The sequence below is a fragment of the Cohnella yongneupensis genome (genome assembly GCF_042655785.1).
Taxonomy (GTDB): Bacteria; Bacillota; Bacilli; order Paenibacillales; family Paenibacillaceae; genus Cohnella; species Cohnella yongneupensis.
In genome coordinates, this window is record NZ_JBHSNC010000036.1 from 39443 (window position 1) to 64047 (window position 24605).

Here is a 24605-nt window from a genome sequence, read left to right on the forward strand (position 1 = left end):
GGCTTCATGGAGCCGTTATTTCAGATCAAGGTCAAATGCATTTGTTGCGAATCGAGCTTTCAAACCTCGCGAGTACGCCCTAGCCTGAAGAAGGCGATTAAAACCGACTCGGATTTCTGTTCTTATTTCAAGGACATCAATCCTGATTTTTACGTCGTGCGCGTATGCCCGTATTGCGGATTCGCGTCTACGGAAAATTTCAGAGAACATTTAGTGGATAAACAGAAAAAAGCCTACTACGATAAAATGGGCAACCACTGGAAGCATAGAGATTACGGCGGCGTGCGGACGGAAGCCGATGCGATGGAATGCTACAAATTGTCGTTGCTCACCGCCCAAACGGTCGGGGAAAAGGACCGCGTCGTCTCCGGATTGCTCCATCATATTGCATGGCTTTACCGGTACGAGGGAAATACGACGCAGGAAAACAGATTTCTGGGTTTCGCGCTAGGCGCATACATAAACGTATTCGAGAAGGAAACGGAGTCGCTCAGCAACACTCGTCTCATGTTTTTGATCGGTGAACTGAATCGGCGTTTGGGGAATTTCAACGAAGCGGTCAAATGGTTCAGCAGAATCATTCACGATCGCAGCATTACGGATGCCGCAATGATTCGAGCGTCGCGAGAGCAGTGGCAGAACATCCGCGAGGAAATGACGGGGAACGGCACGGAACTGCCTGAAGAAATGCAAATAAGCGGCGCTTAAGAGTAGCGCCGTTTCGCGTATCAAGACTCAGTCCGAGATCGGATTTTCCGTTCGGAGCGGGCGGTTAGCGAGCAAATAGTCGGGGTCCGCGTCTACGATGCGAACTCGGCTATGACAACACGGGAAGACGAGCAAGATTTTGCGCGCCCCATCGTATAAACTCACTACATCCGCGGGTTTAAGCGGCAGAAGCACGTTTGATGCTTTGCAAAAGGGACATTCTTGTACGAAGACGTCATTGCCTGTAATATCATAAGGCCAGCTATTTCGGAATGGGATCAAGAGGGTCCCCCCTTTCTTGTACTAAGATACCGCACGGAGAAGCGACGTGCAAATGGAAAGGAAGCGATCGGATATGAATATGAAATGGAACTTGGAGTCGCTCTTCGAAGGCGGCTCTTCTTCACCGCGATTTTCTGCTTTCGTTCAGGAGACGGAAAGCCTCGTCGCGATTTTGTTGAAAGAATTGCAGTCCGTAAACCATGCTGCGAGTGATGATCAATTATCGGAATGGACCGATCGGCTTCAACAAGCATTGGCTCGGCTTCGGGAAGCGGATGCGTTCGTATCCTGTTTAACCTCTCAGCAAATGAGCGACAAACGGGCGGTATCGTTGACCGAACGAATCCAATCGCTGTCTGCTAAATACAAGCAAGCGCAAGATTTGTACGAAGCGAAGTTGGCGGAGGTACCGGAGGAGCAATGGACGAATTGGAGCGGAGACGCTGCGCGATCTTCCGTGCTGTTCCCGCTCGGCGAACGTCGCGAGGCCGCGAAAGAGAAGCTACCTCCAGAGCTGGAAAGCGTGGCGAGCGAATTGGCCGTGGACGGTTACCATGGCTGGGGAGAGCATTATAATACGATCGTTAGCCGCATTTCCATTCCATGGCAGGACGGCGAGTCAGTAGCCTCGTTGTCCGTCGGTCAAGCAGCGAATAAGCTCGACGACGCGAAAGCGGAAGTCCGCGACCTAATGGCGACCAAGTGGGAAGAAGCATGGTCCGAGCAAGCGGATCTTTGCGCAGATACGTTAAACCGACTTGCCGGCTTCAGACTGAAGCTATATGGGATGCGGGGGTGGAACGATCCGTTACGCGAGCCGTTAAAGATGAATCGGATGAGCGGAGCAACGTTGAACGCAATGTGGACGGCCGTGGCGGAAGGCGTTGAGCCGTTAACGAAATATTTATCGCTCAAAGCCGGCCGATTCGGCAAGACGCAGCTAGCGTGGCACGACGTGGATGCACCGATTGCTTCCAGTCAGGCTAAAATTTCGTATGACGAAGCCGCGAAGATCATAACGGAAGCGTTCGAACAATTTTCTCCCGACATGGCTAAGCTTGCCCGCAAAGCGTTCGACGATAATTGGATCGAAGCCGAGGACCGTCCCGGCAAACGCCCTGGCGGATTTTGCACGAGCTTCCCGATCAGCGAGCAAAGCCGAATTTTCATGACGTATTCCGGTACGCCCGGCAACGTCTCCACGTTGGCGCACGAGCTAGGGCACGCCTATCATGGCGCGCTTGTCGACGGCTTGCCGCCATTCGCCCAAGAATACGCGATGAACGTGGCGGAGACGGCTTCGACGTTCGCGGAGGCTCTCGTGAATGACGCGCTATTACGCAGGGCATCCAGCAACGAGGAGAAGCTCGCGTTGCTCGATGACCGCTTGCAACGCGCCGTTGCCTTCTTCATGAACATTCGCTCGCGTTTCTTGTTCGAGACCCGATTTTACGAGCGACGCGCGGCGGGCATAGTCGAAGCTGAAGAACTTAGCAAACTGATGGTAGAGGCGCAACAAGAAGCTTTCGGCAATGCGCTTAGCTCGTGGCACCCGCATTTCTGGGCATCCAAGCTTCATTTTTACTTAACGGACGTTCCGTTCTATAACTTCCCGTACACGTTCGGATACTTGTTCAGCACGGGTCTCGTCGCCGTAGCCGAACGCGAGGGCGAAAGCTTCCGCTCGAAGTACGATCGGTTGTTGAAAGACACTGGGGTCATGACAGTAGAGCAACTCGCTTCCCATCACTTAGGCGTCAAGCTAGACGAGCCGGAATTTTGGCGCGATGCCGTCTCTCGCGTCGTCGCGGATGTCGAGACCTTCGCATCGCTTTGCGCACAATAGGATTAACAGGACGATCGACTTTAAGCCCCCCAGATGAAAGTCTGTGCGGGCTTTTTTGTCGATTACGCTGCTCTTTTTCTCCTTTTGAACGATATCCCCGTCACGAATTTACACAAAGATACAATAATTGACAAAATGATTGCAATTATCTAAATTTTCTTTTACAATGGGTCTGGGGTATGAGGTAAACCCTTACATTTTATCTAGTATAAGTACAAAGGAGGAGAATGATGGATCAAATTTCACTGGCAAGACAAGTCAATGTAGCATTAGAACAACTTGAGGCGGAGCTTAAGGGACTAACTGCAGGGACGATTGTACTGCAAATTCGAGAGGACAAGGTTGGGCGCTTCGGCATCCGGCATTTGCCGCTCGATTGCGGAAGCCAGCAACCGAATCACGCGGGGGGATTAACGGCCACCCAAGCGAAGCAACTACGCGTGATGGCGGTGGAAGCATTGCGCCACAAACGGACGTGGACGCACGGGGAAATCGCATACGATTTCGCTCTGCGCCAAGGGCAAATTTACGTTAGCGTCCAATTCGAATCGAACTATAACATGGCTAACGTGTTTTTCAGACCTCCGGCCCCTAAGCGGGATCGGAAAGAAATTTCGGGCGAATAGCATACTAACTTACATACGAACATGAATCAGGGACTGTCTTATCTCGTCTTGACGAGTAGGCAGTCCCTGGTTGTATTGTGCAGATTTGCAATTTAACGGCGCATGAAACTGCTGCTTCCTCCCGATAGTTGCTGCTCTGCCATTTGAACAAGACGGCGAGTAATTTGACCTCCGATGGATCCGGCATCGCGGGTTAACATGTTGCCGTAGTATCCATCCGGCGAAATCTGAATACCGAGCTCTTGTGCGACTTCATACTTCAACTGTTCCAAAGCTTGTCTGGCTTGAGGGACGACGAGGGAACTGCTGCCACTGCGTGAGCTTGAATTTGAACTTGCCATCGCGCTCACCTCCTTTGAGGGGTAGTATGGACTTTATTGGGAGTGCTATGCACTTTCAGGAACAATTTCCAGAATAATTGTGCTATTCCGATTCGAAGTCGATATCCGGCGACACGTAAGGATCATCCGGGATATGGATACGTTGAATCACATTTGCGTCGATCTCAATAATTTCCTTACCGTTATAATTGGTAGTGCTTAACTTGCCGGTCACGGAAACCCATTCGTTCGACTCCAATAAGTAGGCTTTACCGTAGTTAATGAGAATTCCATAGGGATACGCATCCGCGGAACAGCAGCTTACGGCGAAACGCGTCGCGCTGAACTGATGGTTGTTCATCCCTTTTTCGCGGAAGACGAAGCCGCTAAGCCGGATTGTTTTACCTATAAAAGCGGTACGGTACAAGTCGAGCGTAGTCAACGTCTCGATAAAACGTTCGTCGGAGATGCCAATAGGGTTTTGCTTAATGAGCTGTTGACCGTATTTAGCGAATCTTTGTAAAAAGGGGGAGGAGGGAGATTCCGGCATAACGACTTGCTCGGGAGAGTATTGCACGCCTTTTGCAGCGGCCATCGCGCTCCCTAACATGCCATCCGGAACGGCTAATGCCAGTACGAGAGGCAATAAGAACCAGCCGTAAAGCAGCAAGCTGGCACGCCAAGAGTTCGGCAGATCGTGGGAATGATCGTCGCAGCATGCATGCGAGTGGTGTGTATGATTCGCCCAAGACCGGATGCCGGCGTATAGCTGCTGCGCGGCGATGACATACATGCCGAGCGCCGTCAATTTTACGATGAATTGCATTCGTGTCGCGATATATAGATCAAGGTTGTCTGTACGGACGAGAACGACGATAAAGTAGGCGAAGGCAGCAAGGATGAACGACCGAATGAAGTAATGAGAAGCCATTTGAATGGAATGCTTAGCGTGCATGAACGGATCGCCCCTCCCTTACACCCATCCTAACTTGCCGAACAGGACCGAGCCCAGCAGAACTAGCGCGAACAGGATTGCTATGAATTTTAGGACGAATTTGCGCCGGAAAACAGCAAGCATCATAAGCGTGCTCTTAAGATCGATCATCGGACCGAAGACGAGGAAAGCGAGCAACGCGCTTGGAGGAAACAACGTATTGAAAGAAGCGGCGACGAAGGCGTCGGAGGTCGAGCATAAGGAGAGCGCGTAAGCGAAACCCATCATGAACAGGTGGGAGCCGAAATCGTGGTCGGCGATGACCGCGAACGATTGACGGGAAATTATAGTTTGCAGCAAGGCCGTCACGAATGCGCCGAAAAATAAATATTTGCCCATGTCGAAAAATTCTTCGGCGGCATGGGCTGGCGTATGGGCAAGTTTTTGCACGAATCGGTCGCGCGGCTTATCGGCAGCGTGCGAATGCTCGTGATGATGGTGATGCGCGTTAACATGAACTTTGTCTTTTAACGGACTTTTCCTAACGAAATGAAATAAAATCAATCCAATCGCAACAGATACGAGGAAGGCTAAATAAAATCGCGAATAAGCGAGCTCGCGGTTCGTGCGGAAAGCCGCGAATGTAGCACCGAAAACGACAGGGTTAATAATCGGTCCGGCGATAATATAAGTAAGTCCGATGTAAGCGGGAAGACCTTTGCGCATGAGCCTGCGGACGATCGGAATCATCCCGCATTCGCATAAAGGAAGCACGATACCGAGCAAGCTCCCGAACAAGACGCCTGCGACGGGATGCTTGGGCGTTAGCTTTCCGATGAGCGTGTCCGATACGAATGCCTGCAAAATCGCGGAAATGAGCACGCCGACAAGCAAGAAAGGCAATGCTTCCAATAGGATGCTGATGAAAATAATTTTGAACGTCTGCAGTTTTTCGATGTCCGACAACACGAAGTCACTTCCCGACGTATAATAAGGTGTAGGATTACAAGAGCATATGCTTGGCCATAAATGATTATGAACGACGAGGTTGACAACTGAAACGCGTAGCGTATAATGATGTACAAACGTTGATAGGATACGGCGATGAAGGGAATAAGTACGCGTATGCGGAGCGCTCACAGAGAGCCGGTGGTTGCTGGAAACCGGTGCGCCCCTTTGCGGAATGGATCCTGGAGCCGAGGACGGAACGACGGATACCGAAGGCGTAACGCATGTCCTTCGCAGGTGTCCTGTCCCATGTTCTCCGGATGTTCCCCGATAGCGGAACCGAAGGTTGCGCGGCGCTACATGCCCGCGGAACGAATTAGGGTGGCACCACGGCTTTCTCGTCCCTTGCGGATGAGGGCTTTTTTTTATTTTCAAAAAGAGGGGTACGATCACGATGTCCAAATTACGCGTACTGTCTGGGATTCAACCGAGCGGCAAGCTCACGCTAGGCAATTACATCGGCGCGATGAAAAACTTCGTTGCGCTGCAGCATGAACACGAGTGCTTTTTCATGGTCGTCGATCTCCACGCGGTAACCGTTCCACAGGAACCGGAGGCGCTCCGCGAACAAAGCGAAGCGGTAGCGGCTCTGTTCGTCGCGGCTGGGCTTGATCCCGCGCAAGCGTCCATCTTCATGCAATCGCATGTCCCTGCGCACGCGGAGCTCGGATGGCTGATGACGACGCTATCCTATATGGGCGAGCTAGAGCGTATGACGCAATTCAAAGATAAATCCGAAGGCAAGGAAGCGATCGGCGCGGGGCTGTTCGTCTATCCGTCGCTCATGGCGGCCGATATTTTGCTCTATAATACGAACCTCGTACCCGTGGGCGATGATCAAAAGCAACATCTGGAGCTTACGCGCGACTTGGCGGGCCGATTCAATTACAGGTTCGGCGAGACGTTCGTCATTCCGGAGCCGTTCATTCCGAAAGTCGGCGCACGGATCATGTCGCTCGACGACGGCACGAAGAAGATGAGCAAGAGCAACCCGAACGCGGGAAGCTACATCGCTCTTCTCGACACGCCGGAAGATATTCGCAAAAAAATATCCCGCGCCAAGACGGATCTCGGGCGGGAAATCGTATTCGACGTCCAGAACAAGCCGGAAGTCAGCAATTTAATGAGTATCTACGCGAAGTGCTCCGGTCAGACGATTGAGCAAATTCAAGCCGCGTACGACGGCCAAGGCTACGGCGCCTTCAAAAAGGACTTGGCCGAGGTTGTCGTAAGCGCGCTGGAGCCGCTTCAAAAGAAATACAACGCTATTCGTTCCTCCGGGGAGATCGGCAAAATTTTGCGCGACGGCGCGGAGCGCGCGAACGTCGTGGCGGAGCAGACGCTCGCTAAAGTGAAGGAAGCGATGGGCTTCTTGCCGCCGCTGCGGCGCTAAAAGCGGCTTAAGCTAGTTAGCTTCGATTTTGACGAGATTTGCGGGCTTTGACGGTGAAACCTAAGCCTATCGTAACGAACGTAAGCAAGCCGAACAACGCAGCGAGCCACCCGTTCTCGCTCAAGGTGAATGCGGTAGCGAGCATCAACGCCACGGAAGTACAGGCAAAAAATAGCGATAACGATTTACTCACAATGGATCAACTCCTTAAGCATATTTTTCTGTACATCTAGCATACTAACAAGGCAAGCTTGCAACCAATCATCAAGGCGAAAGGAGAATTCACTCATGGCAGGAAGCAACCAAATTATCGTTCCGCAAGCGAAAGCAGCTCTGAACAGCATGAAAACGGAAGCAGCTCAATCCCTTGGCGTAACGCTCCCGGCTGATGGTTATTACGGCAACGTAACATCCCGCGATGCAGGTTCTCTGGGTGGTTACATTACCAAGAAACTCGTCCAAATGGCTGAGCAACAATTGTCCGGCGGCCGTTAACTAAAATCGTTACCCGCCGAAAGCCCGAGGCTAGCCCTTGGGCTTTTCATATTGTGCGCTTATAGGCGTCGGCAGTCAAGACCGCGACACAAGAAAAAAGCGGTAGCTAAGCACCGCTTGTTAATAGGAATTCATACGCAATCTTTTCTCTAAACGCTCATCGCTGAGCCAGCCTACATACGATTGCAACGGGGAGAAGGAGAAATCCATCATCACGACGGCGACGAAAGGATATTGCTTTCGATAACGGTACCGGATATCGACCCATCGCACTTCGTATCCCCAGGTTTGCCGCTTTACTTGTCCGCAAGGGAATGGAGTGACGCACAGAAAAGCTTGTACGTCTTGATTTACCTTGGAAGCTTCGAGAGCCGGGTGTTCGTCGCATTTCATGACGTCGAGCCATCGAAGCGTGCCGTGATCCCATTCTCCGATGCCGTAGGTACAATCCTTCGATCTCCTGACAATATTCCAACGATATAGCGATACGGTAGGCATTAGCGTATATCGGTCGCCTTCTTGCCGATTAGCATCGATCAAAGGCACTTTGCGCGACAATCTTCGATGGACTTGCGTTCGCCATACGTAGTAGACGGCGATCAAACCGTACAACACCGGGAAAACGACGGTCGGATCGGCGAAACCGGATATCCAGAGCAGTATAGCCAGCAAGTGAGAGGAAAAAATAAACGGGTCGAAGATATGGATAATATTCCAAGCGACCCATTGACGGCTAACCGGTCGATACGCTTGCGTACCGTACGAGTTGAACAAATCGACGAACACGTGGACGACGACGGAGAGAAGGACCCAAAACCCGATGTGCCACCATGGGATGTTACGGAACATCAGCGACACGCAAGCGGTAATGATTGCTGCCCACCCGAAGATGGCCGGAAAAGAATGGGACAGCCCGCGATGGTTTTTGATATAATCGGCATTGCTCTTGAAACGAAGCACACTGTCCAGATCGGGCGCGTTAGAGCCAGCCACCGTGCCGAGCAATATGGCGACGGGGCCATAGGCGTGTGCGGAAATGACGGGATCGACCATCGCCAGACCGCCGAGCCCGAGCCCGAACACGAAATGCGTGCCGGTGTCCATGTCGAGGAGCCTCCTTATTTTCGATCGCTACTGCTTCAGTATGGACGTCCGGCGGTTAAATTATAAAGATGAAGGCAGGAAATGCGGATGATCGTCTTCTGCGAATACGTTGTTTTAGAGGAATATCGAAGTGTTTACAGCTCGTGGATTCAGTCGCGATCGCAACAAGGCAAGCCGTTTCAAGCTTTGGAAAATACGAGCCAACCCGGCGTTTTCGTGGAAATTTGGCATGCCGAGGATGGCGAACAAGCGGCGCAAATCGAAAAGGAACGCCGCGAAGGGCGTTCCTGGACAGAGATGATGCTATGGATAAAGGGCGGCGAAGCCGGACTTCGCATATGGACGTTCCGCCCCATAGGCGAACTTAACGTCCCGTAGTGCCCATTGCGCCGCCAGATCCGAAAGGCAACGTATAATTAAGCGGCTCGTCGAACGTGATGTAGTCTAGGTTGAGCGTCAGGAGCAAATATCTTTTGCCCGTCGCGGGATCGCTAATAATGATGTGATCGCGGCCGGCTGCTTCCAAAACGCCTTTGAAAATTTTGGCGTTCCACTCGGAGTTGTTCTCGTAAGTCATGTAGAGCGTGGCGGTCTTACCCAGGTTCATGCGCAAAATATTTTCGACGTAAGACTCCTCGGGGACGAATGTTCCCGGCAACGTCGTGCCGCCCGGCGTAATCGGAATACCGCTCGGGACTTGAGGCGGCATAGGCATCGGCACAGGCATCGGCATTTGCGTAGGCATTTGCGTAGCCATTCCGTGCATAGGCATCATTCCGGGTTGATGTTGCATTCCAGGCCATGGCATTTTGTTGTTAGTAAACATGTAAAAATCCTCCTTCATCTCTCAGAACAAAGTTATTAATACACAGCGGGACAATCAGCTGCGGTTGGGGCGAAGAAGCAATGCTTCTTGTATCTCCCCGTGTTCGCTTGGTCGTACCAAGTATCCGGGCAATCGCCGGTAGGCCGGAAAAACCATAAAGCGTTTGAGGCAGGATGCTGACGCTCACCATTGATGACGCGTTCGGCGAGTCGAACGTCCCGATCCCGGGAACTCTGATAGAAATAAGGCTTCTGCGCCGCTTCGAAGCCCAACATTTTTACCTGTTCGCTGTTGGTCTTGATGCGGGCCATCGTTTCGCATGCCACCCTTCCTCATTCAAGCCGCCTACGCACTTCGTAAGCGTGATAGGCACTTGTCGCAATACAGTGTATTTACCAAAGCGGCATTGTGTGACTGGCGACGCAACGTTTCCTTTCTCGTTCGCACCTTGTTCACAGCAGGTGGCGATTTCATGAACACGGGAAGGCGAACATTGTCAATGGTTGAACATATGCGGTATCATTGAACAGACATAATCGCAGACTCGCATTGCCGCTCTGTTCGACATAAAGGAGGAGCACCGTGCTTAAAGATCTTGTAGCCCTAACGAAGCCGCGAATCATTCGACTGAATTTGATTGCGGCGTTCGGCGGATTCTGGGTTGCTTCAAAGTGGGATATCGATGGATGGTTGCTCGTATGGATGCTGCTCGGTTCGGCGCTAACTATGGCATCCTCTTGCGTATTCAATAACTACTTGGACCGGGATTTCGATACGAAAATGGCGCGTACCCGCAATCGGGCGTTGCCGCAAGGACGGATGACCCCGGGAGGGGTACTCTCGTACGCTATTATGCTTGGAATCGCAGGACTTGTCGTATTGTTCCTGCTCGTAAATCCGTTGACCGGTTGGCTTGGCTTACTCGGCATGTTCGTGTACGTCGTCATCTACACGATGTGGTTGAAGCGCAATTCCACTTGGAGTACGTCGATCGGCGGAATATCCGGCGCGATGCCTCCTGTAATCGGATATTGCGCCGTTACGGGAACGGTGGACGAAGGAGCGTGGATTCTGTTCGCGCTATTGTTCCTATGGCAACCGGCGCACTTCTGGTCGCTCGCGATTCGCCGCAAAGAAGAATATCGCGCGGCAGGCTTCCCGTTGTTGCCGGTAGTGAAAGGCGTTACGCGGACGAAGTGGCAAATGCTGCCTTACATTTTGCTGCTTATTCCGGCAACGATCCTGATGTACACGTACGATTACGTGGGTATGTACTTCCTTATTTTATCGCTTGTTATCGTCGTCATTTGGTTCATCCACGCGGTATCCGGTTTCGGAGCGAAGGATGACGACAAATGGGCTAAAACCGATTTCATTATTTCGATCAATTATTTGATGATCATGTTCTTCGTCATGATTCTCGATACGAACGGAGTGTAGCGAAGTGGAGCAGGAACGAGATGAGAAGCAGATTGTTAATAATATCAATGAGACCATCAACGATACGATTGAGCAAGTTGGCGTAGCGCCCATTAAGCAAGAGCGTACGTTCCTGCAGCGCTACGGCTTTCCGCTTGTTTTGCTGACGGTGTGCTTGGTGTTGGGCGGCTATTTACTATACAGCCAAAATAAAACAACAGATAATTTGCAAGTACAGATGGCCGGTGTGAACTTTTCGTACGCGGATACGGACGGCAACGAAGTTACGCTGGAGAACACGAACGGCAAAGTCAGATTGCTCTACTTCTTCTTCGCGAGCTGCCCGAATGTTTGTCCTCCGACGACCGCGCTGTTGTCGCAGGTTCAGGACGAGCTTAAGGCAGATAAAGTATTCGGCAATAAAGTCGAGTTCATGTCCGTCACGATCGATCCTACGAAAGACACGACGGATGTGCTGAAGGATTACGCGGATACGTACGACGCGGATTTGACCGGTTGGAAGTTTTTGCGAGGGCAAGAGCAAGCGACGGCAGAGCTCGCCAAAAAGTACCAAATACTGGTAGATAAAGACGACGAAGGAAACTTCAGCCATATGAACTTGATCGTACTGCTCGATAAGAAGGGGAACGTTCGCGATTGGATTTCTGCGAACGACTATATCGAGGAAGGCGTCAACAATAAGACACCGCAAGATATGGCGAAAGAAATCAAGAGCCTGCTATAAGACAAAAATAAAGGACGATGCAGAGAAGGATCTGCGTCGTCCTTTATTTTTAACAACGTTATCCCCTTCGCTCAGAAACTTTAACGATTGGCAAAACGTTTATTCCTTAGGCCATTCCGTGAGCGGATCGGGGTACTTAATATACGCTTCGAGCCCGGCTTTCTCGAGCTGTTGAATTAAATATTCTTCGGGGGTGCCTTCGACTCCGTTATATCCGCGTCGCGTGTAAATATGTTCGGCATCGGGGAACACGTCGCGCAATACGCCCCGGATTCTGCGCCCCGAGGCATCGGGATCGGTGAACAAGTATACTTGCCGGTCGCCGACCGCCTTGCGAAGCGTTTCGATGCGTTCGGTATTCAACGTTCCGAACGTGCATAGAATAGGGATTTCTTCCGATAGCACGCGGGATAGACGGGTTCGGTCGTTCTTTCCTTCGACGATGATCGCGGCATCCATTGGCGAAAGCCCCCGTTTCGAATGGGATGAAGGTGAAGTTGTTTTCTCAATTGTACCACGGGGCTTGTCCACATATGTAATTCGCCCTGCAAAGGGCCGCACCGCGGCCCTTCCAAGCAGCTTTTCGGGTTCATTGGCTAGTTATTTATGGTTCAGTAACCGGCGCGGAGAACGATAACGAGCAGAATGAACAGAACGAGAACGATCGTCGTGCTAGCTCCGATAACATTGGACATGTGAGTTCACCCCTCACGCTAAAATCAAGAGCCCCGCTAGGATGGTTTGGCCACGGGCGTAGGCTATATAGCATATGCCTCTTCGGGCAACTTGACGTGTGCGGGTACCCAGAGGCAGAAGGAATGGGGCTTTTTATCTTTTCGTTCAAGAGCCGGGCGCGTGCGGCGTCGAGGATTTGCTGCTATTCCAGTTCATGCGGAACACCGGACGAGGGAACAGGCAGAGCAACGCGAGCATCAAGACAAGGAACGATAAAAAATAGGGCGAGAAGGAATCGCGTACCGCTCCCGCCGCGACGGGACCGAGAAACGAGCCGATCGACAACGCGATGGACAAGGCGGAGAACGTTCTCCCATAGCGCGAAGGACCGCTGAGTTGCAACATGAGCGAAGTCATTGCGGGGAAAATAACGCCTTTGGACATGCCGATAACGAAAAGCAACAACATAAGCGGAAGCGGCCATCCCGATGCTAGTCCATAATAAGCGATCGCAAGCAGCATGACGCCGGAGATCGTCCGCGAGTAAGGTAAATATCGGTTCAGGAATAACAGGCCGAGCGTGGAGAGCGCGCCGAGACTGACGACGGAGAACAGCAGTCCGGTCGTCATGATTTCCGCGCTCGTCGAGCTTCCGCGGAGCGGGAGCTCGAAAGCGAGTATCCCTTGCGCGAACGCCATGCTAATCGGCAGAACGAAGACGGACCATGGGAATGTACGCGGAGTTGGTTGACTTTCAGCAGCGGGTATCGGCGGACTAGCGTGAGCATGGGCAGGAGTCATTTTAGGCGCGGGTTGCGATTGCTCTGCCGATTTGGAAGGTTCGCGTATGAACCAGATGGAGCCGATGCCCGTAGCTAGCAGCACCCAGCCTAGAATGGCGAACGACCTGCTGAAGCCGATCGTCGCCGCCAACCAGGCGCCGGCCGCCGGAGAGACGACCGAGGCGATCGTATGAACGAGACCGTTGCCCGCCATAAGCTTGCCTTGATGGATATGGTCTTTGGCGAGCCGCGCGAGCAGAGACATGCAGGCGGGAGAGAGGAAGGCAAGAACGAATCCGCTAATCGAGCGAATATAGAGCAATTGCCAAGGATCGGTAACATGAGATTGGAATAAGAGCAGCACGCCGGCTCCGGTTAAGCTCGCCATGATGAACAATCGGCTGCCAAGTCGATCTACGCCATACCCGGCAATCAGGTTTCCGGGCAAATGCGTGAGGGAATACATTCCCATGACGAGCCCGATGAACGAAGGCGCGGCGCCGAGCGACACGGCGAACGGAGTCAGCATCGGATACTGCGCATGGAGGTCGAAGAAAGCGACGAACAGGAACAAATAGAGCCACACGGCGGTTTTCATCGGTGAAGCCTCCTTAACCTTGGGAACCCTTGTCCGCTACCGCGGCCTATCCTACTTGTACGTAACGGAGCGCGCAGTTATGACGGTCGTTTACGTGGGATTGCCCCGTAAGGTATAATAGGAGGAATGCTATTTTACAGATCTCTCTGTTGGAGGAGATACGATGAGTTTCGATAGCGAATATTGGAGTCAGTTCCTGCAAGACAATTGGGTCATCGTCGTAGTCGCGCTATTGGCTATAATCATCGTCATGAAAGTCGTCAAGACGGTCATGAAATGGATCCTCGTCGCGGCGATCGTTGTCGGATTCGGGGTATACGGCGGATACAGCATAGACGATCTGAAGGAAGTAGGCAGCAAAGTTTCGCAGCTCGGCGATAAAGTGACGGACGAGCTGAAGGACCAAGCCATCAATACGATGGCAGGCGAAGCTAACGAAGCCAAGTACGTCGATAACGCGGACGGCTCCTACTCCATTACGACGCCGAATTTGGAGCTTAACGGCGTACCGAATTCCGGCAAAGTGTCAGTGAAATTGAGAGGCGTATCGCTTGGAACGTGGGACATGGAAGGTCAAGTCCGCGACTTCGTCACTCAAGCCCGCGACGCGGCGAAATAATTCGAATGGAAGGCAACGGGATGGTAGATGCGAACGTCGTAACGTGGGTATTGCTCCTCGTCGTGGCGGTTTCCTTGTATCAAGGCATTCGGCGAGGCGCCTCGGGCTCCGCCAAGCAACTGCTGTCCTTTCTGCTCAGCGCGCTGCTGACGGTTGCGGCTATCGTGGCTTCGGCGATACTGGCCGCTACGCTGTCGCCGCAATTGCAAGCGTGGCTGTCGGATACGAGCACGTCTAGACCTGGTCCGGACGGCTCGTTATTGTCGCAAGTCGTTTATACTGTCGTATCAAGTCTCCGCGATTTACCGCTGCTCCGTTTCTCCGTCTTGTTCCTGCTCGTCTCCTTCATCATTCGGCTGTTGCTTGGACTTCTAGCTCGCGCGCTTGCCACGATCGCTGTATTGCCTCTATCGGCGTTGCCTTCCGGCGGGTCGGTCGGAAGATCGATCGGCGGGTTTATCGGCGCCGCGCTGGGAGCGGGTCGCGCTTTGTTATTCACGGCGATCTTATTCGCTTACTGCGCGATCTTTCCGAGCGCGCCCATGACCGACTATATCCAGCAATCCGGGCTGTATCGCGAAGTAGCTGCACAGGTCATCCGGCCGGCTACCGGCTCGCTTCTCGAGGACCGGCTCCCGGTTTTCGCGCAGTCGTTCAACGAGGAATTGGGACAGCTATGGCAGCGAAGATACGATCTAATCGACGCGGATTTACCCGATGCGATTGTAGCAACGGCGGAATCGACTACGCAAGGATTGACGACGGATGAACAAAAGGCGAGAGCGCTGTATGATTGGGTAGGGAGCGCAATCGCTTACGATTACGATAAAGCCAATGACTATATAGAGCGCGGAGAATGGCGGGAGCAAGATCCCGAGGCGACGTTCGCGACGCGCAAAGGCGTCTGCATCGACTACGCCAGGCTTTACGCCGCGATGGCAAGGTCGGTAGGGTTAGACGCAAGGGTCGTGACCGGACTCGGCTACGATGGCCGCGGCGGCTACGGCGCGCATGCCTGGAACGAAGTATTCGAGTCGGAAACGGGCCGCTGGGCGCCGCTCGACGCGACATGGGCGCAAACGGGCGACTGGTTCGATGTCGCGGGTTTCGCCGATACGCATATCGAGAAAACTTAATGCAAGAAAAGACAAGCATCAAGGGGTGAAAGAGATGAGCAGCAATTCTACGGAAGAAGCGCAGAAGCGCGAGATAAGGAATCGCAGACATTTCAGCTTTCGGCTGAACGTGTTTTTCTTCTTTACGTTTTTCGTGTTTTCCTTGTTGATCGTGCGGCTTGCTTATCTCCAGTTCGTAGAAGGACCTACGCTTAAGGAGAAAGAGCACGCGCTGGGCAACCGGTCGGTACCGGTTCCGCCGATCCGGGGCAATATTTACGACGACCAAGGCAGTCCGATCGCTTATTCCACGTCAACGCAATCGTTGTACTATACGTTCGAGACGAAGATCAAGGAAGACGAAGGCCACGCGCTTGCCGCGCGGATCGTAGACGTCTTCAACCAATACGGCGACAAGACGAAGAAGCCGCTCACCGTCGACGAAGTGTTCGGCAAAATGGATTTCAAAGGCAAAGTTTATATGTCCTACATGCCACGGCGAATCAAAGCGGGCTTGACGAAGGAAGAAATCGCCTATTTCGCCGAGCATAGCGAAGAATTCAAGGGGATCGACGTCGTCGAGGAGAGCATTAGGCAATATAGCAACGAGCACGTTGCCGTTCAGCTCGTAGGATACATGAAGACGCTCAGCGGAGCCACGACGCTCGATAAGTACAAAGACATCAAGGAAAACAATCCGGATCCGAAACTGAAATATTTGGATAAAGAAGAAGTCGGTTACGACGGATTAGAGCTTATGTACCAAGACGAATTGCGCGGCTATAACGGGGTCAAGGAATATCCGGTCAACAAGGACAGCGAGATTATCGGACCGATGAAGCTGACGAAGCCGATCAAGGGCGAGAATCTGTTCCTCACGATTAATAAAGACATACAGTTGGCCACGCAAAAGGCGATTACCGAGCATATTCAGAAAATCCGCACTTCCACGAACAATTGGGAGCATGCACCGAACGCAACGACGGGTTATGCGGTGGCGATGGAAGTCGATACCGGCAAAATCATCGCGATGGCGAGCATGCCGGATTACGATCCGAGCGTGTGGCAAGGCGGCATTAGCCAGAAGGATCTTGACGCCGTCAAGCTGTTCCAATATAACGGAACGATTCGGACGGCGCCGGCCGCTATTCCGGACGACAAAGAACGGGTCAACCATCCGACTTCCCTAGTGTATCTCGGCTCCACGCAGAAGCCGCTGTCCGTTCTGATCGGCTTAAACGAGAAGTTATTTACGCCAACGGAAACATTCAACGATATTGGGTATTTCGAGTTCGGTAAAGAAGGCCATAAGGTCAAGATCCGCAACTCCCAGGACGCCGTTAATGGCCATATTAACGCTTCCCAGGCAATCGCGAAATCTTCAAACGCGTTCATGTCCGCGATGGTCGGCAATAGGCTGTATTTTAAAAGCGGCGTTGACAGCGTCAATATTTGGGATACTTATCTCAAGCAATTCGGGCTCGGCGTTACGACGGGAAGCGGACTGCCGGGAGAGTCGGCCGGAGTTATCGACTATTTCCATGAGGCTGAGAAAGCGAGCCCCCAATCCGCGATGGTCCGTGCTGCTTGGGGCCAACAAGGGCGTTATACCGCGCTCCAGCTCGCCCAATACGCGTCGATGCTCGCGAATCACGGCAAGCGGATGAAACCGCAATTCGTTAATGAGATCAAAGACGTCGACGGGAACGTGATACAGCCGTTCCAACCCGAAGTGCTTAATACGGTCGATTTTCCCGAGTCCTATTGGAAGACGATCGAGAAGGGCATGTCGCAGGTTCCGGTTCAAGGCTTCGAAGGCGTTCCTTATACGTTCAACCGTAAAACCGGTACGTCGCAGCAGGATGTCGGCAATCGGTTGAAAGTAGAGAACGCGGTGTTCATCGCCTACGCGCCGGCGGATAAACCGAAACTAGCGGTAGCGGTCATCGTGCCGGACGGCGGCTTCGGCGGCTACGGCGCCGCGCCGATCGCCCGCAAAATCTTCGATGCCTACGACGCGAAATACGGCTTGGACGGGAAGCCGCGCCAACCTGTCGTCGTTACGCCTCCCGCAGTGGATTCGACCGGAAATCCGGTTAATGCGGGCAACAATGTAACGCCGAATAACGGAGCTGGCCAACGATAAAATCATTAAATTAAAAGACCGACCTTCGGAATTAATCGAAGGTCGGTCTTTTGCATGAGTCCTATACAGCCGACACCGTGCCCGCTTTCGCGAGCACCGTGCGATTTTTGCCGGAGCGCTTGGCTTCGTAGACGGCGGCGTCCGCGCCTACGAAAAATGCGTCTTTGCCCATTCCGGACGCGTAAGCGCTCAGACCGACGCTAATCGTTACCGCCTTCCATTGAATCACGTCGTGTAGCGTCGTCTCCGCGGTTTTACGAATATCCTCTACGGTATCGTACGCTTCTTGGAACGTCTTTTCGGTGAAAATCAACGCGAACTCTTCCCCGCCGTAGCGGGCGACGATATCGTTGGCGCCGACTTTCGAACGGATAATAGTGGACATTTTTTTGAGCACCGCATCCCCGGCTTTATGACCGTACGTATCGTTCACTTTCTTGAAATCGTCGATATCGATGATGGCCAAGTGCAGGTTCATTCGCCCGTTATCTGCTTGCACGACGTAGTGATCCATGAATTCGTGATAGGCCATATGGTTGAACGTTTCAGTGAGCGCGTCAGTCTTGGCCAGCTTGTCCATGAGTATCGTGCGCACGAGCAGTTCTTGGTTCGACTCGTAGGATGTACGCAAGTGGATGAGTATTTCTCTGCCGCGCGCTAACACGCCGAATGCGACGCAACTGAAAATAAGCAGGATACAGGTCATCGTTAGGATATCTACGGCAGACGCGGCCGGCTGTAAACTCGGATCGCCGACGTAGAAGATGAACAGGTCGATCGCCGTACACGAGACGGCATAGAGGAGCTTCTTGAACTGGAAGTAAAATATGCTGACCATGATCGGGATGAAGAGAAAAAACAGGAGATATTCTACCGAGACGTTAATCTTCGTAATAATGATCGAAAACAGCGCGATCGCAGAGATGATTATGTAATCGTGGTGTTTGGGCAGCCATCGTATCCCGCTTTCGGCAAGCAGTCCGACGATCGCGAGCATAATAGTAGGTCGGGCGATGTACATTGCTATGAAATCGTCTTTGGGTATATCGGTATTTTGAAGGAAAAGGAGTTCGATGATAACCGATAACGCCAATATAACCCAGTAACAGTGCAGAAGAAGACGATTCCACCGCTTTTGATTAAATTCTAGCGAAGGGAATGACATTGGGGGCTTCCTTTCTTATTCAAACTTCATAAAATATACCATAGCTTGCGTCCCATCGTATATCCCTTTTTGGGCTACCATATAGTTAGTAACAAGCCAAGAACGACGAACACGTCAAAACTTGGAGAAGGGGGTAGGGGGATGAAAAAAGTCGGGTACTTCATGAGATGCCGGCAAGATCAGCCTTCCCTGGAACGGCTCGCGGGCATGCTTAATCGGTCGCAGATCAGCGCGCCGGATCCTGCCGTCGATTGCGTCGAATGGGAGTTGTCGCTGGACGACGGCATCATTCACTGTCAATTTCCGTTAGGATCGGAGTCCGCGGACAAACAACGCATCTGCGACAAGGTCGGACGCATTCTTGCCGAATATACGTTGTCGGAGCATGAGCCGTCGCTATTACGCGGGATTTTCCAGGTACGTTACGGATTAAAGGAAAACGTCGAGATCGATGCGTTAATCGCGGAAGCGGTATCCATGCTGGACGGAGAACCGGATTTGGAAGGGGCTTGGGCAGGACGAGGAAGAGAACGCCGAATCGGCAAGCTCACGACCCGGTTTTCTACGTATTTGGATGGCAGCCATCGCTTGAATTTGCAGGGCTTCCTTAGATTTAGGTTAAGCGAATATCGTGCGGAAGTGTTGGAGGCGGCCGATACGGCGATCGAGGAAAGACTGATGGAACGCCAATATCAAGAATTTATGTTTTTGCTCCGGACGATGGCGGAATGGCAGGAAATAAGAACGACGGCCGTCCATGTGCTTCATAGCGGAGGCAACGCGTTCCGCTTGCTCGACGAGCAGATGCGTCCGCTTGAGTCCCAGACGGCGGATAATGAGCAGAAGGAAGAGCTTGAGGAGGAGAGCAGAGTCGTAAGCCGGCTGCTGGCCGTATCTCCCCGCCAATTGTTCATCCACACGCCGGAGCCGGAGTCGCAAGTAATACGCACCATTATCGGAATATTCGGCAATCGCGCCGCGCTTTGTCCCGATCAACCGAGCCTTTAACCTTAGTGGGTATTGCCCGCTTGACTGAAAGGGCTAGCGGAGCGTATAATGTGCGATATCAATCCACATTCAATAGCGATGAGAAAGACACCGATGCTTGTATTTGGACGGCTCAGAGAGAGGAACCTTGGCTGTAAGTTCCTTCCGGACCGACTCGCATCGACCCCTTTCGAGCTGCATGGAGGAATTCGATGTTCGCCTAAGTGGCGACGCGATACTATTCCATGTCGGGTCACGACCGTTACTCGTGCCTGAGAATCGGGCTTTACCGCCGATTGAAGGAGGGTGGAACCACGGGCCGCTAATAAGCACCCGTCCCTTTCGGGACGAGGTGTTTTTTTATTGCCCATATTCACTAAGGAGGCGTCTAGCATGGCGGTTCAGGTTCAAGTACAAGTAAAATTTCCGGATGGAGCGGTTCGTTCCTTCGATAGCGGCGTAACGGTCGAAGACGTAGCCGGATCGATCAGCTCCGGGCTGAAGAAGAACGCGATCGCGGGTAAAATCAACGGCAAAGCCGTTGATCTTAGCACGCCGATCACCGAGGACGTATCGCTCGAGATCTTGACCGTCGATAATGCAGACGGGCTCGAAGTGATGCGCCACAGCACCGCTCACTTGATGGCGCAAGCGATCAAGCGTTTATACGGCGGCAATAACGTGAAGCTGGGCATCGGTCCCGTCATCGAGGACGGCTTCTATTACGATATCGATATGGAGCAATCCGTTACGCCCGAAGATCTGGATAAGATCGAGAAGGAAATGGAGAAGATCGTGAAAGAAGATCTGCCGATCGTTCGTCGGGAAGTTAACCGCGAAGAAGCGATCCGGATTTTCGAAGAAATCCAAGATCCGCTCAAGCTGGAGCTCATTCGCGATTTGCCGGACGGCGTTGCGATCACGATCTACGATCAAGGCGAGTTTTTCGATCTATGCCGGGGTCCTCACTTGCCTTCTACCGGCAAGATCAAGTCGTTTAAGCTGCTTAGCGTCGCGGGCGCTTACTGGCGCGGCGACAGCAAGAACAAGATGCTGCAACGGATTTACGCGACCGGTTTCGCTAAGAAAGCGCAGCTCGACGAGCATCTTCATTTCTTGGAAGAAGCGAAGAAACGCGACCATCGCAAGCTCGGCCGCGAGCTGAAGATGTTCACGTTCTCCCGCGAAGTCGGCCAAGGGTTGCCGCTTTGGCTGCCGTACGGCGCGAAAGTGCGTCAGACGTTGGAACGTTATATCGTCGACCTGGAAGAGAAGCTCGGTTATACGCACGTGTATACGCCTGTGCTGGCTAACGTGGAGCTTTACAAAATTTCCGGCCACTGGGAGCATTACAAGGAAGACATGTTCCCGCCGATGGAGCTGGACAACGAAGAACTCGTTCTTCGCCCGATGAACTGCCCGCATCACATGATGGTTTATAAAAGCGAAATGCGCAGCTATCGCGACCTTCCGGTCCGCGTAGCCGAGCTCGGCACGATGCACCGTTACGAGATGTCCGGCGCATTGACCGGCCTTCACCGCGTGCGCGCGATGACGCTGAACGACGCGCATATTTTCTGCCGCGTCGATCAGATCAAGGAAGAGTTCAAACGCGTCGTTACGCTGATCCAGCAAGTTTACGAAGACTTCGGCATCAAGGAATACCGCTTCCGGTTGTCCTATCGCGATCCGAAGGACACGGAGAAGTACTGGCCGGACGATGAGATGTGGGAAAACTCGCAGCGCATGCTTCGCGAAGTCGTGGAAGAGCTCGGCCTGCCGTTCTTCGAAGCGGAAGGCGAAGCGGCGTTCTACGGTCCGAAGCTCGACGTTCAAATCAAAACCGCGCTCGGCAAAGAAGAGACGCTGTCGACGGCTCAACTCGACGTGCTCCTGCCGGAGCGCTTCCAACTTGAATACGTGGGCGACGACGGCAAGAAACACCGTCCCGTCGTTATCCACCGCGGCATTATTAGCACGATGGAGCGCATGACCGCGTTCCTGCTCGAGAACTTCGCCGGCGCGTTGCCGCTATGGCTGTCGCCGGTTCAAGCGAAGCTTATTCCGGTTAATCCCGCTTACGAAGCATACGTGCGCGAAGTCGCCGAGAAGCTGCAGCTTGCAGGCGTACGCGTCGATATGGATCTGCGTAACGAAAAGCTCGGTTACAAAATTCGCGAAGCGCAACTCGAGAAGATTCCTTACATGCTCGTTATCGGCGAGAACGAAGCGGCTAACGGAACGGTATCTGTCCGTCGTCGCGGCGAAGGAGACCTCGGCGCCCAAGCGGTATCCGAATTCATCGCGAGGATCACCGGCGAAATCGCCTCTAAACGCATAGATTAAAAAGAAACAAGCCTGTTGCACAAACGTGACAGGCTTTTCTTCATGGCTGTCGATATATTCCTATATAATGGCAAATATTCTCTTTTTCTCGCGACTGTGTTAGAATGGTACTATTCATAAATATGCATCTGTTTAGGAGTGACAGGATCGATGAGCTTCCTCCGAGAACCCGATGTCCCTGGCGCATTCCGGTCAGAAGAAGAGCTGCTGGGCGAACTCTACAATCAAATGCTGCGCGTCGTACGCCATAAGCTGTGGCATAAGAGCGATGCGGGCGATGTGGTTCAAGAAGCATGGGTGCGTATTTTAGAAAAGAAGTCGACGCTCAGGGAGCAAGACAAGATTATCCCTTGGGCGAAAGCGATCGCTGCCAATCTAGCCGCCAACGCCAATCGGGCGAGACGCTACGAAGTGTCCAGCGATCAATACGAAGGCGCTTTTGAAGCTTATTCGTCCGCAGCCGGGCCGGAATTGATGATGGAATTATCGGATTTGTTAGGCCGGCTCGATCCGAAGTCGCGGACGTTGTTGCTATACAAATTTTATTACGGTTTGAAGGACGCCGAGATCGCCGCGGCGCTTCAATTGCCCGTCGGGACGGTCAAAGCGCAAATTCATCGCAGCAAAGCGAGATTGCACGCGTTAGACAAAGAAGACGAACGGAATCATACATAAACCCGAAGTTCGCTGTCCATGCTAGTGGTGGAGGTGAATGACAACGTGGCCAAGAAAAACAAACAGAAGCAAGCTAGCCAAGACACGGAGTTCGCGGCGGATAATGCTGTGAGCAACAACGCTTCTAACAGAATTGCCCAGAAAAATTCCAATCAGCAAAACCGCTAAAATGAACGACAGTTAACGTAACATCGATGTTAGGTTTATACTTAGATTTGCATAATTTTAAGAGGATCCCATTGGGATCCTCTTTCTTTTTGTCGATTGTCATTATATAATGTTAGAAAAAGTTACATCCACTTAAGAGGAATGTAACGAATAGGTTGTTCTGGGAGTGGTGAGAGATGGCTCAGTGGCAGCGTTGGCTCGATAAGGGTACTAAAGGGTTCATCAAACGCAGTTCGGCTTCACGGTACGAAGGTCCGGCATCTCCAAACAAAGCGGACGCGCCCGATCAGGATAATCAAGCCGCTCTTCGCCGCATGGTGGAAGAAGCGGTCGTTATTTCCGATAGGCTCCAAGCAACCGTATCCGAAGTCGATTCCAGCATGGGGCAGCTGAGCGCGATCGCCGATCGCTCCGCGGAGCAAGAAGACAAGCTTAGATTGAACAGCAAGACGGCTATGACCCGACTCGAGGATGCGTTCTCGTCTTTACAGGAAGTGTCCGCTTCTTCTCAAGAAATCAGAAGCGTGACGGAAGTGATGAGCCAGCAAAGCAAAGAGACTAGAGAAGTCGTCGTGGAAGTATGCCGATCGTTGACGCATACGGACGAGGTTATGAACGACTTGTCCACGAATCACGGAACGATGGAGGCGCGGGTTAACGAGCTGATCGAACATGCTTCCAAAATCAGCGAAATCAACTCGCTCATTCAGGAGATCGTCACGCAAACCTCGTTGCTGTCGTTGAACGCCGCGATCGAAGCCGCCCATGCGGGCGAGCACGGCCGCGGATTCTCGATCGTAGCCGGGGAAATCCGCAAGCTTGCCGAGCAGAGCGGACAAGCCGTCAAGCGTTCTACGGGTATCGTTCAAAGCATAGAATCCGGCATCCGCCAAGTCGTAAGTTCCGTCGATCGCGAGAAGAAATCCGTCTCGCTCGGGTTGGAAGAGATGAGCAAGACGCGCGAACGGATGGACATTATATTTAACCAATTCCTCAAAGTCGACGATCACGTGAATCGTACCCGGGAGTTTGCTTCCGAGCAAGCGGAGCGCACGTCGATCACGAACGGGATGCTGGAGGAAGTCGTCGAGTCTTTGAGCAAAACGTTAGGCAGCGTAGACGATACGCTCGCGCAGAACCATAAGCAACGAGCGGAGATCAACAACTTGGGCCGCGTGTCCGAAGAGTTGAAGGAATCTGCAGAAGAGTTGATCGCCTCCGTGCAGCAAGCAGGGGGACGCGTATGGGAAGGCGCGGTGTCCGCCGATACGGCGAAGTGGACCGAGCTGCTTAAGTCGGTAACGGCAGACCCGTCGCTCGCGAACATGGACGAAGAAACCCATCGCGTAGTGCTTGGCGGGTTGCTCAGACGCTCGACGGGGATGGAAGCGATCTGGTCGAACCGCGCGGACGGCTCCTTCGTCTATTCAGAGCCCGAAGCGGGGCTGTTGAACGCCCGCGGACGCGAGTGGTGGAAGAGGGCTATGGCCGGCGAGGATTTCGTCTCGGAAGTGTATATTTCAGCGATAACGAAAAGGCCGTGCTTGACCGTGTCTATGCCCTTGTGGCGATTCGACGGATCGGCGTTCGGCGTAATCGGCATCGATATTACGGTTTCATAAG

At 52.7% G+C, this 24605-nt stretch carries 26 protein-coding genes and 1 pseudogene; 16 read left to right on the top strand and 11 right to left on the bottom strand.

From position 1 onward, the window contains the following. Positions 1–6 precede the first annotated feature (6 nt). Positions 7–708 (top strand): DUF2225 domain-containing protein, encoded by a 702-nt coding sequence (locus ACFPQ4_RS11705; RefSeq protein ID WP_378112027.1) that lies wholly within the window; start codon positions 7–9, stop codon positions 706–708. Between the two features lie 27 nt (positions 709–735). Here ACFPQ4_RS11705 and ACFPQ4_RS11710 read toward each other — a convergent pair whose 3' ends face one another. Continuing rightward, complete coding sequence (locus ACFPQ4_RS11710; RefSeq protein ID WP_378112028.1) at positions 736–990, bottom strand: hypothetical protein; 255 nt, start codon at positions 988–990, stop codon at positions 736–738. A gap of 73 nt (positions 991–1063) precedes the next feature. Here ACFPQ4_RS11710 and ACFPQ4_RS11715 point away from each other — a divergent pair, with 73 nt between their 5' ends. After that, complete coding sequence (locus ACFPQ4_RS11715; RefSeq protein WP_378112029.1) at positions 1064–2836, top strand: M3 family oligoendopeptidase; 1773 nt, start codon at positions 1064–1066, stop codon at positions 2834–2836. Between the two features lie 227 nt (positions 2837–3063). After that, positions 3064–3462 carry an O-methyltransferase gene (locus tag ACFPQ4_RS11720; protein WP_378112030.1) on the top strand — a complete coding sequence of 133 codons (399 nt, stop codon included), beginning with the start codon at positions 3064–3066 and terminating at the stop codon, positions 3460–3462. Between the two features lie 92 nt (positions 3463–3554). On the opposite strand, the gene ACFPQ4_RS11725 is transcribed toward ACFPQ4_RS11720, so the two are convergent. The 3 genes from ACFPQ4_RS11725 to ACFPQ4_RS11735 form a co-directional block, all read right to left on the bottom strand. After that, on the bottom strand, positions 3555–3803 hold the full coding sequence (locus ACFPQ4_RS11725) for a small, acid-soluble spore protein, alpha/beta type (RefSeq protein WP_378112031.1): 249 nt from the start codon (positions 3801–3803) through the stop codon (positions 3555–3557). 82 nt (positions 3804–3885) lie between these two features. Further along, a complete protein-coding gene (locus ACFPQ4_RS11730; protein ID WP_378112032.1) occupies positions 3886–4737 on the bottom strand; it encodes a TIGR03943 family putative permease subunit in 852 nt (283 codons plus the stop codon). A gap of 18 nt (positions 4738–4755) precedes the next feature. Continuing rightward, positions 4756–5682 (bottom strand): permease, encoded by a 927-nt coding sequence (locus ACFPQ4_RS11735; RefSeq protein WP_378112033.1) that lies wholly within the window; start codon positions 5680–5682, stop codon positions 4756–4758. Between the two features lie 436 nt (positions 5683–6118). Here ACFPQ4_RS11735 and trpS point away from each other — a divergent pair, with 436 nt between their 5' ends. Continuing rightward, entirely contained in the window at positions 6119–7117 is a 999-nt protein-coding gene (trpS, locus tag ACFPQ4_RS11740) for a tryptophan--tRNA ligase (protein ID WP_378112034.1), read from the top strand. A gap of 16 nt (positions 7118–7133) precedes the next feature. Here the strand turns inward: trpS and ACFPQ4_RS11745 are convergent, their stop codons facing one another. Further along, entirely contained in the window at positions 7134–7310 is a 177-nt protein-coding gene (locus tag ACFPQ4_RS11745) for a hypothetical protein (RefSeq protein ID WP_378112035.1), read from the bottom strand. A gap of 95 nt (positions 7311–7405) precedes the next feature. On the opposite strand from ACFPQ4_RS11745, the gene ACFPQ4_RS11750 reads away from it, so the two are divergent. Further along, the gene (locus tag ACFPQ4_RS11750; protein WP_378112036.1) at positions 7406–7612 is read left to right on the top strand and encodes a small, acid-soluble spore protein, alpha/beta type; all 207 of its coding nucleotides are present in this window, start codon (positions 7406–7408) and stop codon (positions 7610–7612) included. Between the two features lie 120 nt (positions 7613–7732). Here the strand turns inward: ACFPQ4_RS11750 and ACFPQ4_RS11755 are convergent, their stop codons facing one another. Next, positions 7733–8716 (bottom strand): metal-dependent hydrolase, encoded by a 984-nt coding sequence (locus ACFPQ4_RS11755; RefSeq protein WP_378112037.1) that lies wholly within the window; start codon positions 8714–8716, stop codon positions 7733–7735. Between the two features lie 81 nt (positions 8717–8797). Here ACFPQ4_RS11755 and ACFPQ4_RS11760 point away from each other — a divergent pair, with 81 nt between their 5' ends. Continuing rightward, positions 8798–9094, top strand: coding sequence for a hypothetical protein (locus tag ACFPQ4_RS11760; RefSeq protein ID WP_378112038.1), 297 nt, complete (start codon positions 8798–8800; stop codon positions 9092–9094). On the opposite strand, the gene gerQ is transcribed toward ACFPQ4_RS11760, so the two are convergent. After that, entirely contained in the window at positions 9081–9542 is a 462-nt protein-coding gene (gene gerQ / locus ACFPQ4_RS11765; protein ID WP_378112039.1) for a spore coat protein GerQ, read from the bottom strand. The genes ACFPQ4_RS11760 and gerQ overlap by 14 nt on opposite strands. Before the next feature lie 35 nt (positions 9543–9577). Then, positions 9578–9811 (bottom strand): annotated as a pseudogene (locus ACFPQ4_RS11770) (cell wall hydrolase); the annotation flags it as partial. Between the two features lie 313 nt (positions 9812–10124). On the opposite strand from ACFPQ4_RS11770, the gene cyoE reads away from it, so the two are divergent. Next, positions 10125–10982, top strand: a complete 858-nt coding sequence (gene cyoE / locus ACFPQ4_RS11775) for a heme o synthase (protein WP_378112040.1) — start codon at positions 10125–10127, stop codon at positions 10980–10982. 4 nt (positions 10983–10986) lie between these two features. Continuing rightward, positions 10987–11706, top strand: coding sequence for an SCO family protein (locus tag ACFPQ4_RS11780; protein ID WP_378112041.1), 720 nt, complete (start codon positions 10987–10989; stop codon positions 11704–11706). A 99-nt stretch (positions 11707–11805) separates the two neighbouring features. On the opposite strand, the gene ACFPQ4_RS11785 is transcribed toward ACFPQ4_RS11780, so the two are convergent. Continuing rightward, positions 11806–12165 (bottom strand): toprim domain-containing protein, encoded by a 360-nt coding sequence (locus ACFPQ4_RS11785; RefSeq protein WP_378112042.1) that lies wholly within the window; start codon positions 12163–12165, stop codon positions 11806–11808. 381 nt (positions 12166–12546) lie between these two features. Then, a complete protein-coding gene (locus ACFPQ4_RS11790; protein ID WP_378112043.1) occupies positions 12547–13761 on the bottom strand; it encodes an MFS transporter in 1215 nt (404 codons plus the stop codon). 163 nt (positions 13762–13924) lie between these two features. Between ACFPQ4_RS11790 and ACFPQ4_RS11795 the strand changes: the two genes are divergently transcribed. Genes ACFPQ4_RS11795 through ACFPQ4_RS11805 form a run of 3 tightly spaced genes read left to right on the top strand, consistent with a single transcriptional unit; the run spans position 13925 to position 17641 of the window. Further along, entirely contained in the window at positions 13925–14380 is a 456-nt protein-coding gene (locus tag ACFPQ4_RS11795) for a hypothetical protein (protein ID WP_378112044.1), read from the top strand. A gap of 20 nt (positions 14381–14400) precedes the next feature. Further along, positions 14401–15516 (top strand): transglutaminase domain-containing protein, encoded by a 1116-nt coding sequence (locus tag ACFPQ4_RS11800; protein WP_378112045.1) that lies wholly within the window; start codon positions 14401–14403, stop codon positions 15514–15516. A gap of 34 nt (positions 15517–15550) precedes the next feature. Next, a complete protein-coding gene (locus tag ACFPQ4_RS11805; protein ID WP_378112046.1) occupies positions 15551–17641 on the top strand; it encodes a peptidoglycan D,D-transpeptidase FtsI family protein in 2091 nt (696 codons plus the stop codon). A gap of 61 nt (positions 17642–17702) precedes the next feature. Here ACFPQ4_RS11805 and ACFPQ4_RS11810 read toward each other — a convergent pair whose 3' ends face one another. Then, the gene (locus ACFPQ4_RS11810) at positions 17703–18662 is read right to left on the bottom strand and encodes a GGDEF domain-containing protein (RefSeq protein WP_378112047.1); all 960 of its coding nucleotides are present in this window, start codon (positions 18660–18662) and stop codon (positions 17703–17705) included. Positions 18663–18947: 285 nt separating this feature from the next. On the opposite strand from ACFPQ4_RS11810, the gene ytxC reads away from it, so the two are divergent. From ytxC to ACFPQ4_RS11835, 5 genes are all read left to right on the top strand, one after another. Continuing rightward, complete coding sequence (ytxC, locus tag ACFPQ4_RS11815) at positions 18948–19814, top strand: sporulation protein YtxC (protein ID WP_378112048.1); 867 nt, start codon at positions 18948–18950, stop codon at positions 19812–19814. Between the two features lie 372 nt (positions 19815–20186). After that, positions 20187–22139 carry a threonine--tRNA ligase gene (thrS, locus tag ACFPQ4_RS11820; protein ID WP_378112049.1) on the top strand — a complete coding sequence of 651 codons (1953 nt, stop codon included), beginning with the start codon at positions 20187–20189 and terminating at the stop codon, positions 22137–22139. A 150-nt stretch (positions 22140–22289) separates the two neighbouring features. Further along, positions 22290–22814: an RNA polymerase sigma factor gene (locus ACFPQ4_RS11825; RefSeq protein ID WP_378112050.1), complete on the top strand. Its 525-nt coding sequence runs from the start codon at positions 22290–22292 to the stop codon at positions 22812–22814. Between the two features lie 45 nt (positions 22815–22859). Beyond that, positions 22860–22982, top strand: a complete 123-nt coding sequence (locus ACFPQ4_RS11830) for a hypothetical protein (protein WP_378112051.1) — start codon at positions 22860–22862, stop codon at positions 22980–22982. 176 nt (positions 22983–23158) lie between these two features. Further along, complete coding sequence (locus tag ACFPQ4_RS11835; RefSeq protein WP_378112052.1) at positions 23159–24604, top strand: methyl-accepting chemotaxis protein; 1446 nt, start codon at positions 23159–23161, stop codon at positions 24602–24604. The last annotated feature ends 1 nt before the right edge of the window (position 24605 follow it).

What these genes read in the sequence shown, in the direction of transcription:
- ACFPQ4_RS11800 (WP_378112045.1), top strand. Translation starts at nt 14,401, where the DNA reads ATGGTAGATGCGAACGTCGTAACGTGGGTATTGCTCCTCGTCGTGGCG.
- ACFPQ4_RS11805 (WP_378112046.1), top strand. Translation starts at nt 15,551, where the DNA reads ATGAGCAGCAATTCTACGGAAGAAGCGCAGAAGCGCGAGATAAGGAAT.
- ACFPQ4_RS11730 (WP_378112032.1), bottom strand. Translation starts at nt 4,737, where the DNA reads ATGCACGCTAAGCATTCCATTCAAATGGCTTCTCATTACTTCATTCGG.
- ACFPQ4_RS11725 (WP_378112031.1), bottom strand. Translation starts at nt 3,803, where the DNA reads ATGGCAAGTTCAAATTCAAGCTCACGCAGTGGCAGCAGTTCCCTCGTC.
- ACFPQ4_RS11705 (WP_378112027.1), top strand. Translation starts at nt 7, where the DNA reads ATGGAGCCGTTATTTCAGATCAAGGTCAAATGCATTTGTTGCGAATCG.
- ACFPQ4_RS11750 (WP_378112036.1), top strand. Translation starts at nt 7,406, where the DNA reads ATGGCAGGAAGCAACCAAATTATCGTTCCGCAAGCGAAAGCAGCTCTG.
- ACFPQ4_RS11720 (WP_378112030.1), top strand. Translation starts at nt 3,064, where the DNA reads ATGATGGATCAAATTTCACTGGCAAGACAAGTCAATGTAGCATTAGAA.
- trpS (WP_378112034.1), top strand. Translation starts at nt 6,119, where the DNA reads ATGTCCAAATTACGCGTACTGTCTGGGATTCAACCGAGCGGCAAGCTC.
- ACFPQ4_RS11825 (WP_378112050.1), top strand. Translation starts at nt 22,290, where the DNA reads ATGAGCTTCCTCCGAGAACCCGATGTCCCTGGCGCATTCCGGTCAGAA.
- ACFPQ4_RS11785 (WP_378112042.1), bottom strand. Translation starts at nt 12,165, where the DNA reads ATGGATGCCGCGATCATCGTCGAAGGAAAGAACGACCGAACCCGTCTA.
- ACFPQ4_RS11795 (WP_378112044.1), top strand. Translation starts at nt 13,925, where the DNA reads ATGAGTTTCGATAGCGAATATTGGAGTCAGTTCCTGCAAGACAATTGG.
- gerQ (WP_378112039.1), bottom strand. Translation starts at nt 9,542, where the DNA reads ATGTTTACTAACAACAAAATGCCATGGCCTGGAATGCAACATCAACCC.
- ytxC (WP_378112048.1), top strand. Translation starts at nt 18,948, where the DNA reads ATGAAAAAAGTCGGGTACTTCATGAGATGCCGGCAAGATCAGCCTTCC.
- ACFPQ4_RS11715 (WP_378112029.1), top strand. Translation starts at nt 1,064, where the DNA reads ATGAATATGAAATGGAACTTGGAGTCGCTCTTCGAAGGCGGCTCTTCT.
- ACFPQ4_RS11790 (WP_378112043.1), bottom strand. Translation starts at nt 13,761, where the DNA reads ATGAAAACCGCCGTGTGGCTCTATTTGTTCCTGTTCGTCGCTTTCTTC.
- ACFPQ4_RS11810 (WP_378112047.1), bottom strand. Translation starts at nt 18,662, where the DNA reads ATGTACATCGCCCGACCTACTATTATGCTCGCGATCGTCGGACTGCTT.
- ACFPQ4_RS11835 (WP_378112052.1), top strand. Translation starts at nt 23,159, where the DNA reads ATGGCTCAGTGGCAGCGTTGGCTCGATAAGGGTACTAAAGGGTTCATC.
- ACFPQ4_RS11755 (WP_378112037.1), bottom strand. Translation starts at nt 8,716, where the DNA reads ATGGACACCGGCACGCATTTCGTGTTCGGGCTCGGGCTCGGCGGTCTG.
- thrS (WP_378112049.1), top strand. Translation starts at nt 20,187, where the DNA reads ATGGCGGTTCAGGTTCAAGTACAAGTAAAATTTCCGGATGGAGCGGTT.
- ACFPQ4_RS11760 (WP_378112038.1), top strand. Translation starts at nt 8,798, where the DNA reads ATGCGGATGATCGTCTTCTGCGAATACGTTGTTTTAGAGGAATATCGA.